We start from the raw sequence: 12,669 nt of genomic DNA on the forward strand, positions 1-12,669 counted from the left end.
CGGATCCGTCCTCGTCGGTAGGCTCGGAGCATGACCCCGTCCGCCACACCGGCAGAGCCGCCGGCCGCGCGTCGCCCCCGTCACGCCCGGGGACCGGCGCCCACGCTGCATGACGTCGCGCTCGAGGCCGGGGTCTCGCTGGCGACCGCCTCTCGCGTGCTGAACGGTTCCGAGCGCAAGGTCGCGGCGCCCTTCCGGGAACGCGTGGAGGCCGCCGCCGAGGCCCTCGGCTACACCGCCAACGTCTCCGCGCAGGCGACCGCCCGCGGACGCTCGCCGGTGATCGCGCTCCTCGTCGCGGACATCGCCGACCCCTACTTCGGACTCATCGCATCGGGCGTCGCGCGGGGTGCCGACGAGCAGGGTCTCGTCGTGACCGTGGCCATCACCGAGCGCGACCCGGCGCGGGAGGCGCGGATCGTCCGTGCGCTGCGCGGACAACGACCGCAGGGGCTCATCCTCGCCGCCTCGCGCACGCAGGAGGAGGGGCAGGCGGAGACCGCCCGCGAGCTCGCCGAGTTCACCCGCCTCGGGGGCCGTGTCGTCGCCTTCGGCGCGGACGGCGACGGCGACCGCCGGGTGGAGATCGACAACCGGGCCGGGGCCGCCGCGCTCGGCCGTCGGATGGCGGAACTCGGGTATCGCTCGGCAGTGCTCGTCGGGGCGGCGGAGGGCGTGCGCACCTCGGACGACCGGCTGGCGGGCTTCCGCGCCGGATTCGCGGAGGGCGGCGGCGAGGTCGCGCAGACCGTCCGCGGAGACTTCCGCCGCGAGTCGGGGGCGACGGCGATGGCCGAGGCCCTGGCAGCCGGAGTCCCCGAGGGTACCGTCGTGTTCGGCATCAGCGACGTGGTGGCCATCGGGGCGATGGCGGCCATCCGCGCGGCGGGCCGGGAGGTCGGCGCGGACATCGCCGTCTGCGGTTTCGACGACGTGCCCTCGAGCCGCGATGTGACCCCGGCGCTCACCACGGTCTGCGTGCCGCTGAGCGATGCCGGGTATCAGGCCTTCCGGGCGATCGTCGACGAGGACTGGCAGCAGCCGACGCTCCCGCTCGAGGTGGTCGTGCGCGCGAGCACCCCGGGGCTCCGGGCATGACCCGCGTCGTCATCGCTCCGGACAGTTTCAAGGGCACGATCACGGCGGCGGAGGCCGCGACAGCGCTCGCCGACGGCTGGCGGGAGGTCGAGCCGGCGGCGGACATCGTCCTCCGCCCGATGGCCGACGGCGGGGAGGGGACCGTCGCGGCGTTCGCGACGACCGTACCGGATGCACAGCGCATGCCGGTCACCGTCGACGGCCCGGCGGGCGCTCCCGTCGAGACGTCCTGGCTGCTCCTGCCGAGCACGACCGATGCTCCCGGCGGCACGGGCGTCGTCGACATCGCCTCGACCTCGGGCATCGAGCTCCTCGACGGTCTGCGGCCCTGGGATGCCGATACGACCGGCTTCGGGCAGGCGATCGCCGCCGCCCTCGATCACGGCGTCTCGCGACTGATCCTCGGCATCGGCTCCAGCGCCTCGACCGACGGCGGCACCGGCATGCTCACCGCCCTCGGCGCGCGCTTCCTCGACGGGGACGGCCGGCCGGTCGCGAGGGGAGCCCGGGGTCTGGCGGACATCGCCACGGCGGATCTCGGCGCGCTGCGCACCGCGCCGGATGTCCGCGTGCTGACCGATGTCACCAATCCGCTCACCGGGTCTCGCGGCGCGGCGGCGGTGTTCGGTCCGCAGAAGGGGCTCACGGAGCCCGGCGACATCGCCCGGGTCGACGACGCGCTCGCCCGTCTCGCCGCCCTCCTTCCCGTCGACCCGCAGCTCCCCGGCACGGGTGCCGCCGGCGGTACGGGGGCGGCGCTCGTGCGCTGGGGCGGGATGCTCGCCCCGGGGGCGGCCGAGGTGGCCGCGCTCGTCGATCTGGCCGGGGCCGTCCGTGGCGCCGAGGCCGTGATCACCGGCGAGGGGTCGTACGACGGACAGTCGGGTGACGGGAAGGTGCCGTCCTTCCTCGCCGCGCTCGCCGTCGAGGCGGGGGCGCGTCCTCTGCTCGCCGCGGGTCGGATCGCGGACGATGCCGACGCCGGTCTGTTCACGCGGGCCGTGTCGCTGACCGCGTTGGCGGGGTCGTCCGCCGCCGCCGTGGCCGACCCCGCGCGCTGGCTTCGCGTCGCGGGCGCGGAGCTGGCCCGGTCGCGGTGACCGACCCGGAGGCCGCGCCGACGCGCGAGATCCGCGCGGGCGCGACACGGTGCGTTGACACGGCAGAACGGTCGGCATAGACTCGCAACACCGAACGGGAATGCGCTTTCCCGAATCCTTCACGAAGATGTCGAGGACCCCATGTCGTCTGCCCCCTCCGCGACCATGACCCTGGCGATCGCCGCCGACCGCCCCGAGCCTCCGGGCATCGTCCGCTGGTGGAGCCGTCACTGGCACCCGCTCGTCTTCGTGCTCGCGGTGCTCGCCCTCTGGTGGGTCTCCACGAGCCTCGGGTGGGTGCCCGCGTTCATCATCCCGTCGCCCGCCGACACCTGGGCGGCCTTCACCGACAACGCCGCCTACCTCGCGCAGAACACCTGGGTCACCACCTACGAGACCGTGATCGGGTTCGTCATCGCGGTCGTCGTCGGCGTCCTCGTCGCCGTGCTCATGGTGTACTCGCGGGGTCTGGAGCAGACGCTCTACCCGGTCATCCTCTTCGCCCAGGTCATCCCGAAGATCGCGATCGCTCCGCTGTTCGTGGTCTGGCTCGGGTTCGGCGCGGAGCCGAAGATCCTCGTGGCCGTGCTCATGGCGTTCTTCCCGGTCGTCATCTCGGGCCTCGCGGGCCTGCGCACCGTCGACCCGGAGATCCTCCAGCTCGCGTCGACCATGGGAGCGAGCCGCTTCAAGACCTTCCTCAAGGTGCGGCTGCCCGCGGCGCTGCCCGAGCTCCTCTCCGGTCTCAAGGTCGCCGCGACGCTCGCGGTCACCGGTGCCGTCGTCGGCGAGTTCGTCGGCGCGAACGAGGGCCTCGGCTACGTGATCCTGCAGGCCAACGGCAACCTCGACACCGCCATGCTCTTCGCCGCGCTCATCATCATGTCGCTGCTCGGCGTCATCCTCTTCGGCATCATCCAGATCGCCGAACGCTTCCTCATCCCGTGGCACGCCTCCAAGCGCGACGTCGCCGCGGCCACCGTCCGACTCTGACCCCCCTCGCCCCCACGAAAGAAGGCACTGATGAAGAAGTCAGGCACCATCCTCAGCTCGATCGCCCTCGCGTCCGCCGCGGTGCTCGCCCTCTCCGGCTGCGGAGGATCGACGACCCCGGCGAGCTCCGGCGACGGTGACGGCGGGGAGCTCACGCCCGTCACCCTCATGCTCAACTGGTACCCGTACGGCGAGCACGCGGCGTTCTACTACGGCGTCGACCAGGGCATCTTCGAGGAGCACGGCATCGACCTCACGATCAAGGCCGGCCAGGGCTCGACGAAGACCGCGCAGGCCGTCGGGCAGGGGCAGGTCGACTTCGGCTGGGCGGACACCCCCGCCGTCCTCGCGAACATCGACAAGGGCGTCGGCATCAAGAGCGTCGGCGTCTTCCTGCAGACCACGCCGTCGGCCGTGCAGGTCTTCGCCGACTCCGGCATCTCCAGCCCCGAAGACCTCAAGGGCAAGACCATCGCGGTCTCTGCGGGCGACGCCCCGACCACGACCTTCCCGATGTACCTCGAGGCCGTGGGCCTGGAGGAGGGCGATGTGACGCAGCAGAACCTCGACGCCGCGGGGAAGATCGCCGCCATGCTGTCCGGGAAGGTCGACGGTCTCATCGGCTTCGCACACGACCAGGGTCCGACCATCGCCGACAAGAGCGGCAAGGACGTCGAGTACCTGCGCTACTCCGACGCCGGCCTGAACTTCTTCAGCAACGGCCTCATCGCGCCGACCGACACCATCGAGAACGACCCGGAGCTCGTCGAGGCCCTCGTCGCCGCGACCTCGGAGGCTTTCGAGGCCGCGCAGGAGGACCCCGAGGCCGCGGTGGCCGCGATGGAGGGCAAGGACCCGCAGATGCCGTCGCAGGAGGTCCTGCTGCACCAGTGGGAGGAGACCATCGAGCTGCTCCACACCGACGCCACCGAGGGTCAGGCTCCCGGCGCGAACTCCACCGAGGACTGGGAGTCCACGTTGGAGGTGCTGTCCGAGGCCGGGCTCATCTCGGGCGACGGCGATGTGGAGACCTACTTCGACGACGCCTTCACCCCCGGGAAGTGAGACCGATCGTCATGGACACTCACGTTCAGCAGGAACGCGGACCCGCGGCCACGAGCACAGCTCCGGCGCTCGAGGTCTCGGATCTCGCGATCACCTTCGCCTCCAAGCGGCGCCAGGTCACGGCCCTCGAGGGCGTCGACCTGCGCGTCGAGGAGGGGGAGTTCCTCTCCATCGCCGGGCCCTCGGGCTGCGGCAAGTCGACCCTCCTGAAGGCCGTCGCCGGACTCACCGCGCCGAGCCGGGGCAGCATCCGCCTGCGCGGCGACGAGGTCCGGGGTCCGCGGCAGGACATCGGCTACGTGTTCCAGCGGGCGGCGCTCCTGGAATGGCGCAGCGTCCGCGGCAACATCCTCCTGCAGGCCGAGATGCGCGGGATGGACATGCGCAAGGCCCAGGCCCGTGCCGACGAGCTCATCGAGATGACCGGCCTCACCGGCTTCGAGAAGTCGCTGCCGCACGAGCTCTCCGGCGGCATGCAGCAGCGGGTGTCGCTGTGTCGGGCGCTGCTGCACGAGCCGCGGGTGCTGCTCATGGACGAGCCGTTCGGTGCCCTCGACGCCCTCACGCGCGAGCGCATGAACGTCGAGCTCAACCGGATCTGGAGCGCCACCGGCACGACCGTGCTGCTCGTGACCCACTCGGTCGCGGAGGCCGTCTACCTCGCCAGCCGCGTCATCGTGATGGGTCCGCGCCCCGGACGGATCCTGGAGGAGCACCGCGTCGACCTCCCGGCCCGCCGCGGCTACGCCGACGTGCTGGAGACGGAGGAGTTCCACCGCGTGTCCAGCCGCGTCCGCGAACTCCTCGGCTCCTCCACCGACGCCGACTGACCCCGTCCCGTCCCGCCCCGTCCGGCCCCACCCCACCCCGTCCCGCCCCGCCCGGGATCGAAACCGCCCCTCCGCGAAGGCCCCCAGGGACGTTTTCGATCCCGCGACAGGGATGGCCGGCGGGACGGGATCGAAACCGCTCCTCCGCGGTCTCTCGCGGGGACGTTTTCGATCCCGCGACAGGGGTGGCCGGCGGGCCGGGATCGAAACCGCTCCTCCGCGGTCTCCCGGAGGGACGTTTTGGATCCCGCGACCGGGAGCGGTGGGCGGGAGACGGGCGGCCGACCTGCGACAACGGAAGGACTCATCGCCACGGCCTTGGGACGTACGCGCGCACTCGGTGGATTCGCTCGACCCGGGTCGCGGGATCGATTACGTCCCTCTCCGGCGCGTGCCAGGCGCACTCTCGATCCCGCACGAGGTGTCCACCGGGGTGCGGGATCGAAAACTCCCCTCGGCGGTGGCCGAGGGGAGCGGTTTCGATCCCGCGGCACCCGCGGCACCCGCGGATCCCGCGGGGGCGGAGTCAGTCGCCGAGGGCGGCGGACACCACGGCGCGGGCTTCGGCCTGCACCTCGGCGAGGTGCTCCGGGCCGCGCAGGCTCTCGGCGTAGAGCTTGTAGACGTCCTCGGTGCCGGACGGCCGCGCGGCGAACCACGCGTGCGGGGTCTGCACCTTCAGGCCGCCGATCGCCGCACCGTTGCCGGGAGCGTGCGAGAGCTTCGCGACGATGTCCTCGCCGGCGAGGGTGGTCGCCGTCACCGATTCCGGAGTCAGCTTGCCCAGCGTCGCCTTCTGCTCAGGGGTGGCCGGGGCGTCGACGCGCTGATAGGCGGACGAACCGAAGGCGTCCTCGAGTTCCGCGTAGCGCTGCGACGGGGTCTTGCCGGTCACCGCGAGGATCTCCGCCGCGAGCAGGCAGAGGAGGATACCGTCCTTGTCGGTCGACCACACGGAGCCGTCGTGCCGCAGGAACGAGGCCCCCGCCGACTCCTCGCCGCCGAACGCCACGGAACCGTCGAGCAGCCCGGGCACGAACCACTTGAAGCCGACCGGGACCTCCAGCAGACGCCGCCCGAGCGACTCGGCCACGCGGTCGATGATCATCGACGACACGAGCGTCTTGCCGACCGCTGCCTCGCGCGGCCAGTGCTCCCGGTGCGAGAAGAGGTAGTCGATGGCGACGGCGAGGAAGTGGTTCGGGTTCATGAGCCCGGCGTCGGGGGTAACGATGCCGTGCCGGTCCGCGTCCGCGTCGTTCCCGGTGAGGATGTCGTAGTCGCCCTTCTTCGCCACGAGCGACGCCATGGCCGACGGAGACGACGGGTCCATCCGGATCTTCTCGTCCCAGTCGAGGGTCATGAAGCGCCACGTGGGGTCGACCTCGGGATTGACGACCGTGAGGTCGATGTCGTGCATCTCGGCGATCAGCGACCAGTACTCCACCGAGGCGCCGCCCAGCGGGTCCGCGCCGATACGCACGCCGGCGCGGCGGATAGCCTCGATGTCGATGATCGACGGGAGGTCGCGCACGTAGGCGTCGCGGAAGTCGTATCCGGTGATGGCGTCCCAGTCCACGTCGGCGAAGCGCTCGCGGCGCACCTCGGCCAGGCCGCCCGCGATGAGCTGGTTGGCGCGGTCGGCGATCCAGCCGGTCGCATCCGTGTCGGCGGGACCGCCGTGGGGCGGGTTGTACTTGAAGCCGCCGTCGCGGGGCGGGTTGTGCGAGGGGGTCACGACGATACCGTCCGCACGCCCCGGGTCGTCCGCGGCGCGGTCGCGGTTGTACGTGAGGATCGCATGACTCAGCGCCGGGGTCGGCACCCAGGAGTCCCGGGCGTCGACGCGCACGTCCACTCCATTCGCGAGCAGGACCTCGATGGCGCTCCGCTCTGCGGGGAGGGAGAGGGCGTGGGTGTCGCGCCCCAGGAAGAGGGGGCCGGTGATGCCCTGCGCCGCACGGTAGTCGACGATCGCCTGGGTCGTGGCGAGGATGTGGTTCTCGTTGAAGCTCTTGGTGAGCGACGAGCCGCGGTGGCCGCTGGTGCCGAACACGACCCGTTCGCTCGGGACGTCCGGGTTCGGCACGCGGTCGTAGTAGGCGGCGATCAGCTCGTCGACGTCGATCAGGTCACTTTCCTCCGCGGGGAGGCCGGCACGGCTGCTCATGCACTCAGTCTGCCCCGTGCGGCGGATGCTCGCATCCGGCTTGACATGCGGGATCGCGATGAGTCACCGAGGGATAGGCTGAACGCCGTGACTGCACGCCGCACCTACAGCTATCTCGGACCAGCCGGAACCTTCACGGAGGCGGCGCTCGACCAGGTGGCCGAGGCCAGGGGGCAGGACTGGCGGCCGGTGCACAACGTGGGTGAGGCGCTCGCGGATGTGCTCGAAGGACGCAGCGACGCGGCCATGATCGCGATCGAGAACTCCATCGAGGGCGGTGTGTCCACCACGCAGGATGCGCTGGCGACTCTGCCGGGACTCCGGATCATCGGCGAGTACCTCGTGCGGGTGAACTTCGTCCTCGTCGCACCGCGCGGCACCACTCTCGACCAGGTCGAGGTCATCGCCGCGCACCCTGTCGCCTACGCGCAGTGCCACGGCTGGCTCGGCGAACACCTCCCGACCCACTCGCACGTGCCGGCGGCGAGCAACGTCGCCTCGGCCATCGGCGTCCTCGACGGCAGCTCGCCCGCGCAGGCCGCGATCGCCGCCCCGGGCATCGTGCAGCACTATGACGTGGACGTCCTCGCCGAGGGCATCGGCGACAACGCGGCGGCCGTGACCCGGTTCGTCCTCGTCACGCGGACCACGCGTTCGCCCGCGCCGACCGGTGCCGACAAGACTTCGTTGATCGTGGAGCTCCCGCACGACCACCCTGGTTCGCTCCTCGAGATGCTGGAGCAGTTCTCGACGCGCGGCATCAACCTCTCGCTCATCGAGTCCCGGCCGATCGGCGACGAGCTCGGCCGGTACCGGTTCGTGATCGACGCGGACGGTCACATCGAGCACGAGCGGATGGCAGACGCCCTGCTCGGGATCCGCCGCTTCAGCCCCCGCGTGGTGTTCCTCGGGTCCTATCCCCGCGCCGATCGGCAGATCGTGCAGTACCCCGACCGCTACTCGGACGAGGTCTTCATCGAGGCCCGCGACTGGCTTCGCGGCATCCTCTCCGGCGAACCCGAGGCCTGAGTCTCGCCGCGGCCCGTGCGTCGCGCGCCCCCGTGTGCCGTGCGCATGCGGGATCCATCTCGCGCCTCCCCGACGCGGTCAACGCGCGGATTCCGTCCCGCAGTCCTGCAGTCCTGGGGTCCCGGAGTCCTGGAGTCCCGCAGGGATGCCGGGTGCGGGATCGAAAACGCACGTCCCCGACCCGACTCGCGCACGTTCTCCATCCCGCATCGCGCCGCATCATCCACGTGGGTTCGAGAATGCGCGTCTCCGGGCGCGGCGAGGAACCCTTTTGATCCCGGCACCTGAGGCTGTGCGGGACGAGCGCGTCTGATCCCCGTACTCGTGGCCATGCGGGGCAGCGTCCGGACACACCCACGCCGAGATACCGCCTCGCTCCCGCGGTAGCGATCACTGCGGGGTCAGATTCGCGCCTGTCCCCGTCGCAGGAGGCGCCTTTTCGATCCCGCACGCGTGGAGTGGGGTGCTCAGTGCTCCTGGAACCGCGGCCAGGCGCTGCCGGGCAGCATGCGGGAATGCAGCGCGCCCTTCGCAGAGGCGAGGCTGGGATAGGTTCCGGCCGCCGCGTCCGCTCCCGCCATGGTCACCACATAGCCGTCCTCATCGTGGCGGATGCTCCCCACCACACCGTTCGTCCCGTAGGCGACCCACAGTGCGAGTGTCTTGGTGCTCATCGTCGAACCCCTCTCTCTGCGGCCGAGGCTACGCCTCAGTGCGGCCCGGGGCCAGCCCCTTCCCGGGGAGAAGCCTTCCCGTTCGGCCCGTGACACGGACCTCAACCCCAGAGGTGGCGTCGAACGTCGAGCGCACGACGGACGCGCGCGGCGAGAACCGTTCCGCCATCGCGAAGATCGAGCTCGGTCATCCGGATCACGAGCCACCCGTGGTCTTCGAGGTCGCGTTGGCGCCGGATATCGGCCCGCCACTGATCGCGGTCCGTCCGGTGGCCGTCGCCTTCGTATTCGATGGCGATGCGGTATTCCGGATAAGCGAGGTCGACCCTGGCGAGGAAGCGTCCGCCCGGGGAGACGACGTGCTGGACGGCGGGCTCCGGCAGTCCGAGGCTCACGAGCAGCAGGCGGGTCTCCGTCTCCTTCGGGGACTCGACACCCGGGCGCGCGAGCGGCAGCGCCTCTCGGATGCGGCCGCACCCGGGGAAACGTCCCCATCGCACCAAGTGCCGTTCGATGCTGTCCGCGGTTGCCACAGGCCGGCCCGTCCTCAGGCCCGGATAGACATCGGACGCCGTTAGCAGGGCATCGAGCGCGACGACCATCGGCGTCGACGCGAACTCCCGTGCACACAGGAACAGTGTGCTGACCGGGTCGACCGTCGGCACTCCGTTGATGTGCCACGCATCTGCCCGTCCGGGCGCGATACGACGCCCCCGGACACCGGCCGTCCGGGGCGGTGATGTCCCGGTGGGCACAGCGACATCGAGGGGCTCGCCGGGTGACCAGCGGACGGGTGTGGGAAGGCCCCACAGCCGCAGGGCCGTACGGCCGGCGAAGGCCTGTCCCTGGCGGAGGCGCGGCAGGTAGGAGGCGACTCGATCGTCGAAGGTGGCGGGCTCCACCGTCGACCGCACGCCGGCGAACGGCCGCGAGAGGTCTCTGCTGGAGTACCTCTTCCGACCGACCCCGATGGCGGCGGCGTCGCGCACGGCGAAGTGAGGGCCGAGGTCAGGTGGAAGAGGGATCCGGTGTCGCATGCGTCCATGCTGTCCGTGGGGTGCCCGCCCTCCGACGGTCTCCTCTCGCTCCGTCCGGCTCCTGTGGAAAACCCGAACCTACACGGACCTGTGGCGGAGACGTCCCCGTCGAGCGGGATCAGAGATGCCCCTCCGATGGCGGTCCGAGGCACGTTTCTGGTCCCGCGTGCTGAGGCGCGCGGCGCACATGGCGTGAGCGAGGGGGCGGCGGGTGTCAAGGGTGCGGGATCAGAAAGGCGCCGCGCAGGGCAGGCGGGGGACCGTTATCGATCCCGCACCTCGGAAGGGGCCGGACCCGGGATCAAAAGAGTGCCGGCCGGACCGCGCCGGGGACCGTTATCGATCCCGCGACGCGACTCACGCGCCCGCGACGCGACTCACGATCCCGCGACGCGACTCACGCGCCCGCGACGCGACTCACGCGCCCGCGACGCGAGACGCGACTCACGCCCCCGCGACGAGCTCCAGCGTCTGGGCGCGCCCCGCAGCCGAGTCCTTCGGCTCCGCGTCGTAGGCTCCGGCGACGGGGGAGAGCATGACCTCGTCCACCCCGTAGGTCGTCGCGAAGGAGCGGACCTCCGCGGCGACGGACTCCCCGGTGCCGACGAACCACCGTGACCGCGCGGCCTCGACCACCTGGTCCGTCGCGGCGTCATGCTCTGCGGAGAGGGCCTGTTCGACGGTCTCCAGCGCGACGAGCGGCTGGTTGAGCCGGAGTCGCGCCATCATCCGCAACTGCGGGAGCGCGCGGGCCTCCGCCTCCTCCGCGGTCGGTGCCGCGACGGCGTTCACGGTGAGGAAGGTCCGCGGCTCCGGATGCTCCTCGCTCGGACGGTAGTTCGTGCGGTAGAGGTCGAGGGCGCGTTCCAGGCCCTGTCCGGAGAAGTGGTTCGCGAACACGTACGGCAGGCCGAGGGAGGCGGCGAGCTGTGCGGAGTAGTCGCTCGACCCCAGCAGCCACACCTCGGGCACTCCTGTCGCGGCGGGGGTCGCCCGCACGGTGTACTCGCCGCCGGAGGTGAAGCGCACGGTGGCGCCGTCGGCGGTGAAGAGCGCCGCGATGTCCTGCACGTGCCGGGGGAACTGCTCCACGTCGCCGGTGGTCCCGGATCCCCGGAGGAGCTGGGTGATCACGGGGTCGCTGCCGGGCGCGCGGCCGAGGCCCAGGTCGATACGTCCGGGCGCGATGGCCTCCAGGGCGGCGAACTGCTCGGCCACGATCAGGGGCGCGTGGTTCGGGAGCATGACGCCGCCGGAGCCGAGTCGGATGCGGGAGGTGCGCGTGGCGGCGGCCGCGATGAGGACCGGCGGCGTGGTCGAGGCGACCGCGGGCATGTTGTGGTGCTCGGCGAACCAGTACCGGCGGTAGCCGAGCCGATCGGCGGTCGCGGCGAGGGAGAGGGAGGCGGAGATGGCCTCGGCGCTGGTCTGGCCGGAGCGGACCGGCACGAGGTCGAGGACGGAGAGGGCGACGTCGTTCATCTCCGGATGCAACCTCGGCGGCCGCTCCGGCATTCCCTAGGCGGCGAGTCGCGAGGCGGGGGTGAGCGCGTCGGCGAGAGCGGTGCGGGCGAGGCGGTAGCGGATGAGCCAGGCGGCGCTGTAGCTCTGTTCGGGCAGGTCGCGCAGCACCGCGCGATCTTCCGCCGGCAGTCCGTCCCGCGCCGCTTCGCGCAGGAGATCGTCGCGGGTCGCCGGGTACTCCATGTCGGCGAGGAAACGGTCGAGGGTCGGGGAGAGTGCCATGATTCGTCCTTTCCGTGAGAAGAGGAGAAGAGCGGGGGCGGTGCGAGTGCACCGCCCCCAGGATGATCAGGCGTCGATCGCCTGGCGCTGTTCGCCGGACTCGACGACGATCTTGCGCGGCTTCGCCCGCTCGCTGACGGGGATGACGACCGACAGGACACCGCTCTCATACGAGGCGCTGATGTTGTCGAGGTCCACACCGTCGCCGAGCGAGAACTGGCGCAGGAACGACCCGGCCCCGCGCTCGCGGGCGAGCCAGCGCACGCCCTCACGGGTGTCGGCCGTGCGCTGGGCGCGGATCGTGAGCTGACCGCCGTCGAGGTCGACGTCGATGGAGCCCGGGTCGGCGCCGGGGAGGTCGGCGTGCAGGATGTAGCGGTCCCCGTCGCGGTACAGGTCCACCGGCATCGACCGGGGCGCGCGCACGGAGTCCAAGACGCTCGCGGCGAAGCGGTCGAGCTGGCTGAAGGGATCGAAGGTCAGTGCCATGAGGTTTCTCCTTTCGTGCGGCCCTGCAAGGGCTGAGGTGGTGTGCAGATTATCTGCACGTCAGGTATAGATTTGTTATAGAACACTTGCAGGATTCTTCGCAACCCCGACCTGAGGACACCCGGATGACCGCACGCGACTCGCGCACCCCGCTCTACGGCATCGCCGTCGCCGCCCAGCTCGTCGACCTGCCGGAGGCGACGATCCGACTCTTCGAGAGCAAGGGGCTTCTCGCGCCCGCTCGCAGTGACGGCGGCACGCGTCGGTACAGCGACGACGACATCACCCGCCTGCGTCGCGCGGCCGAACTCCGCGGGGACGGCATCAACATCGCCGGGATCGCGCGGGTCCTCGACCTGCAGGACGAGAACGCGGGCCTCCGCGAAGCCCTCGATGCGGACGGGCCGGGACGGGAGCGCCCCGTCCGCGACTGACACC

13 protein-coding genes are annotated in these 12,669 nt (G+C 71.4%); 7 read left to right on the forward strand and 6 right to left on the reverse strand.

What is annotated here, in order from left to right; translation table 11 throughout:
• Nucleotides 1-30: 30 nt before the first annotated feature.
• The 5 genes from AB1285_RS01005 to AB1285_RS01025 all read left to right on the forward strand — a co-directional run bounded on the left by AB1285_RS01005 (nucleotide 31) and on the right by AB1285_RS01025 (nucleotide 5,086).
• The gene (locus tag AB1285_RS01005; protein WP_292794939.1) at nucleotides 31-1,098 is read left to right on the forward strand and encodes a LacI family DNA-binding transcriptional regulator; all 1,068 of its coding nucleotides are present in this window, start codon (nucleotides 31-33) and stop codon (nucleotides 1,096-1,098) included.
• The gene (locus tag AB1285_RS01010; protein WP_370429036.1) at nucleotides 1,095-2,198 is read left to right on the forward strand and encodes a glycerate kinase; all 1,104 of its coding nucleotides are present in this window, start codon (nucleotides 1,095-1,097) and stop codon (nucleotides 2,196-2,198) included. The genes AB1285_RS01005 and AB1285_RS01010 overlap by 4 nt, the downstream gene beginning before the upstream one ends.
• A gap of 141 nt (nucleotides 2,199-2,339) precedes the next feature.
• Complete coding sequence (locus AB1285_RS01015; RefSeq protein ID WP_085605959.1) at nucleotides 2,340-3,191, forward strand: ABC transporter permease; 852 nt, start codon at nucleotides 2,340-2,342, stop codon at nucleotides 3,189-3,191.
• 30 nt (nucleotides 3,192-3,221) lie between these two features.
• A complete protein-coding gene (locus tag AB1285_RS01020; protein ID WP_292795419.1) occupies nucleotides 3,222-4,256 on the forward strand; it encodes an ABC transporter substrate-binding protein in 1,035 nt (344 codons plus the stop codon).
• An 11-nt stretch (nucleotides 4,257-4,267) separates the two neighbouring features.
• A complete protein-coding gene (locus AB1285_RS01025; protein WP_060922883.1) occupies nucleotides 4,268-5,086 on the forward strand; it encodes an ABC transporter ATP-binding protein in 819 nt (272 codons plus the stop codon).
• A gap of 526 nt (nucleotides 5,087-5,612) precedes the next feature.
• Here the strand turns inward: AB1285_RS01025 and pgm are convergent.
• Nucleotides 5,613-7,256 carry a phosphoglucomutase (alpha-D-glucose-1,6-bisphosphate-dependent) gene (gene pgm, locus AB1285_RS01030; protein ID WP_429977413.1) on the reverse strand — a complete coding sequence of 548 codons (1,644 nt, stop codon included), beginning with the start codon at nucleotides 7,254-7,256 and terminating at the stop codon, nucleotides 5,613-5,615.
• 45 nt (nucleotides 7,257-7,301) lie between these two features.
• Here pgm and pheA point away from each other — a divergent pair, with 45 nt between their 5' ends.
• Nucleotides 7,302-8,285: a prephenate dehydratase gene (pheA, locus tag AB1285_RS01035; protein WP_187662449.1), complete on the forward strand. Its 984-nt coding sequence runs from the start codon at nucleotides 7,302-7,304 to the stop codon at nucleotides 8,283-8,285.
• Nucleotides 8,286-8,752: 467 nt separating this feature from the next.
• Here pheA and AB1285_RS01040 read toward each other — a convergent pair whose 3' ends face one another.
• The 5 genes from AB1285_RS01040 to AB1285_RS01060 form a co-directional block, all read right to left on the reverse strand.
• Nucleotides 8,753-8,959 carry a methyltransferase gene (locus tag AB1285_RS01040; protein ID WP_187662448.1) on the reverse strand — a complete coding sequence of 69 codons (207 nt, stop codon included), beginning with the start codon at nucleotides 8,957-8,959 and terminating at the stop codon, nucleotides 8,753-8,755.
• 101 nt (nucleotides 8,960-9,060) lie between these two features.
• A complete protein-coding gene (locus AB1285_RS01045) occupies nucleotides 9,061-9,624 on the reverse strand; it encodes an endonuclease domain-containing protein (RefSeq protein WP_370429150.1) in 564 nt (187 codons plus the stop codon).
• A gap of 816 nt (nucleotides 9,625-10,440) precedes the next feature.
• On the reverse strand, nucleotides 10,441-11,478 hold the full coding sequence (locus tag AB1285_RS01050) for an LLM class flavin-dependent oxidoreductase (RefSeq protein WP_370429149.1): 1,038 nt from the start codon (nucleotides 11,476-11,478) through the stop codon (nucleotides 10,441-10,443).
• Nucleotides 11,479-11,514: 36 nt separating this feature from the next.
• A complete protein-coding gene (locus AB1285_RS01055) occupies nucleotides 11,515-11,742 on the reverse strand; it encodes a DUF2795 domain-containing protein (protein WP_259953410.1) in 228 nt (75 codons plus the stop codon).
• Nucleotides 11,743-11,808: 66 nt separating this feature from the next.
• Nucleotides 11,809-12,231 carry an Hsp20/alpha crystallin family protein gene (locus AB1285_RS01060; protein ID WP_025105470.1) on the reverse strand — a complete coding sequence of 141 codons (423 nt, stop codon included), beginning with the start codon at nucleotides 12,229-12,231 and terminating at the stop codon, nucleotides 11,809-11,811.
• 125 nt (nucleotides 12,232-12,356) lie between these two features.
• Between AB1285_RS01060 and AB1285_RS01065 the strand changes: the two genes are divergently transcribed.
• Nucleotides 12,357-12,665: a MerR family transcriptional regulator gene (locus AB1285_RS01065; protein ID WP_187662444.1), complete on the forward strand. Its 309-nt coding sequence runs from the start codon at nucleotides 12,357-12,359 to the stop codon at nucleotides 12,663-12,665.
• Nucleotides 12,666-12,669 lie beyond the last annotated feature (4 nt).

The organism is Microbacterium sp. NRRL B-14842 (genome assembly GCF_050470785.1).

Coding starts and splice junctions, on each gene's coding strand:
- AB1285_RS01005 (WP_292794939.1), top strand. CDS start 31: ATGACCCCGTCCGCCACACCGGCAGAGCCGCCGGCCGCGCGTCGCCCC.
- AB1285_RS01060 (WP_025105470.1), bottom strand. CDS start 12,231: ATGGCACTGACCTTCGATCCCTTCAGCCAGCTCGACCGCTTCGCCGCG.
- pheA (WP_187662449.1), top strand. CDS start 7,302: ATGCGGGATCGCGATGAGTCACCGAGGGATAGGCTGAACGCCGTGACT.
- AB1285_RS01050 (WP_370429149.1), bottom strand. CDS start 11,478: ATGAACGACGTCGCCCTCTCCGTCCTCGACCTCGTGCCGGTCCGCTCC.
- AB1285_RS01020 (WP_292795419.1), top strand. CDS start 3,222: ATGAAGAAGTCAGGCACCATCCTCAGCTCGATCGCCCTCGCGTCCGCC.
- AB1285_RS01010 (WP_370429036.1), top strand. CDS start 1,095: ATGACCCGCGTCGTCATCGCTCCGGACAGTTTCAAGGGCACGATCACG.
- AB1285_RS01025 (WP_060922883.1), top strand. CDS start 4,268: ATGGACACTCACGTTCAGCAGGAACGCGGACCCGCGGCCACGAGCACA.
- AB1285_RS01055 (WP_259953410.1), bottom strand. CDS start 11,742: ATGGCACTCTCCCCGACCCTCGACCGTTTCCTCGCCGACATGGAGTAC.
- AB1285_RS01015 (WP_085605959.1), top strand. CDS start 2,340: ATGTCGTCTGCCCCCTCCGCGACCATGACCCTGGCGATCGCCGCCGAC.
- AB1285_RS01040 (WP_187662448.1), bottom strand. CDS start 8,959: ATGAGCACCAAGACACTCGCACTGTGGGTCGCCTACGGGACGAACGGT.
- pgm (WP_429977413.1), bottom strand. CDS start 7,256: ATGAGCAGCCGTGCCGGCCTCCCCGCGGAGGAAAGTGACCTGATCGAC.
- AB1285_RS01065 (WP_187662444.1), top strand. CDS start 12,357: ATGACCGCACGCGACTCGCGCACCCCGCTCTACGGCATCGCCGTCGCC.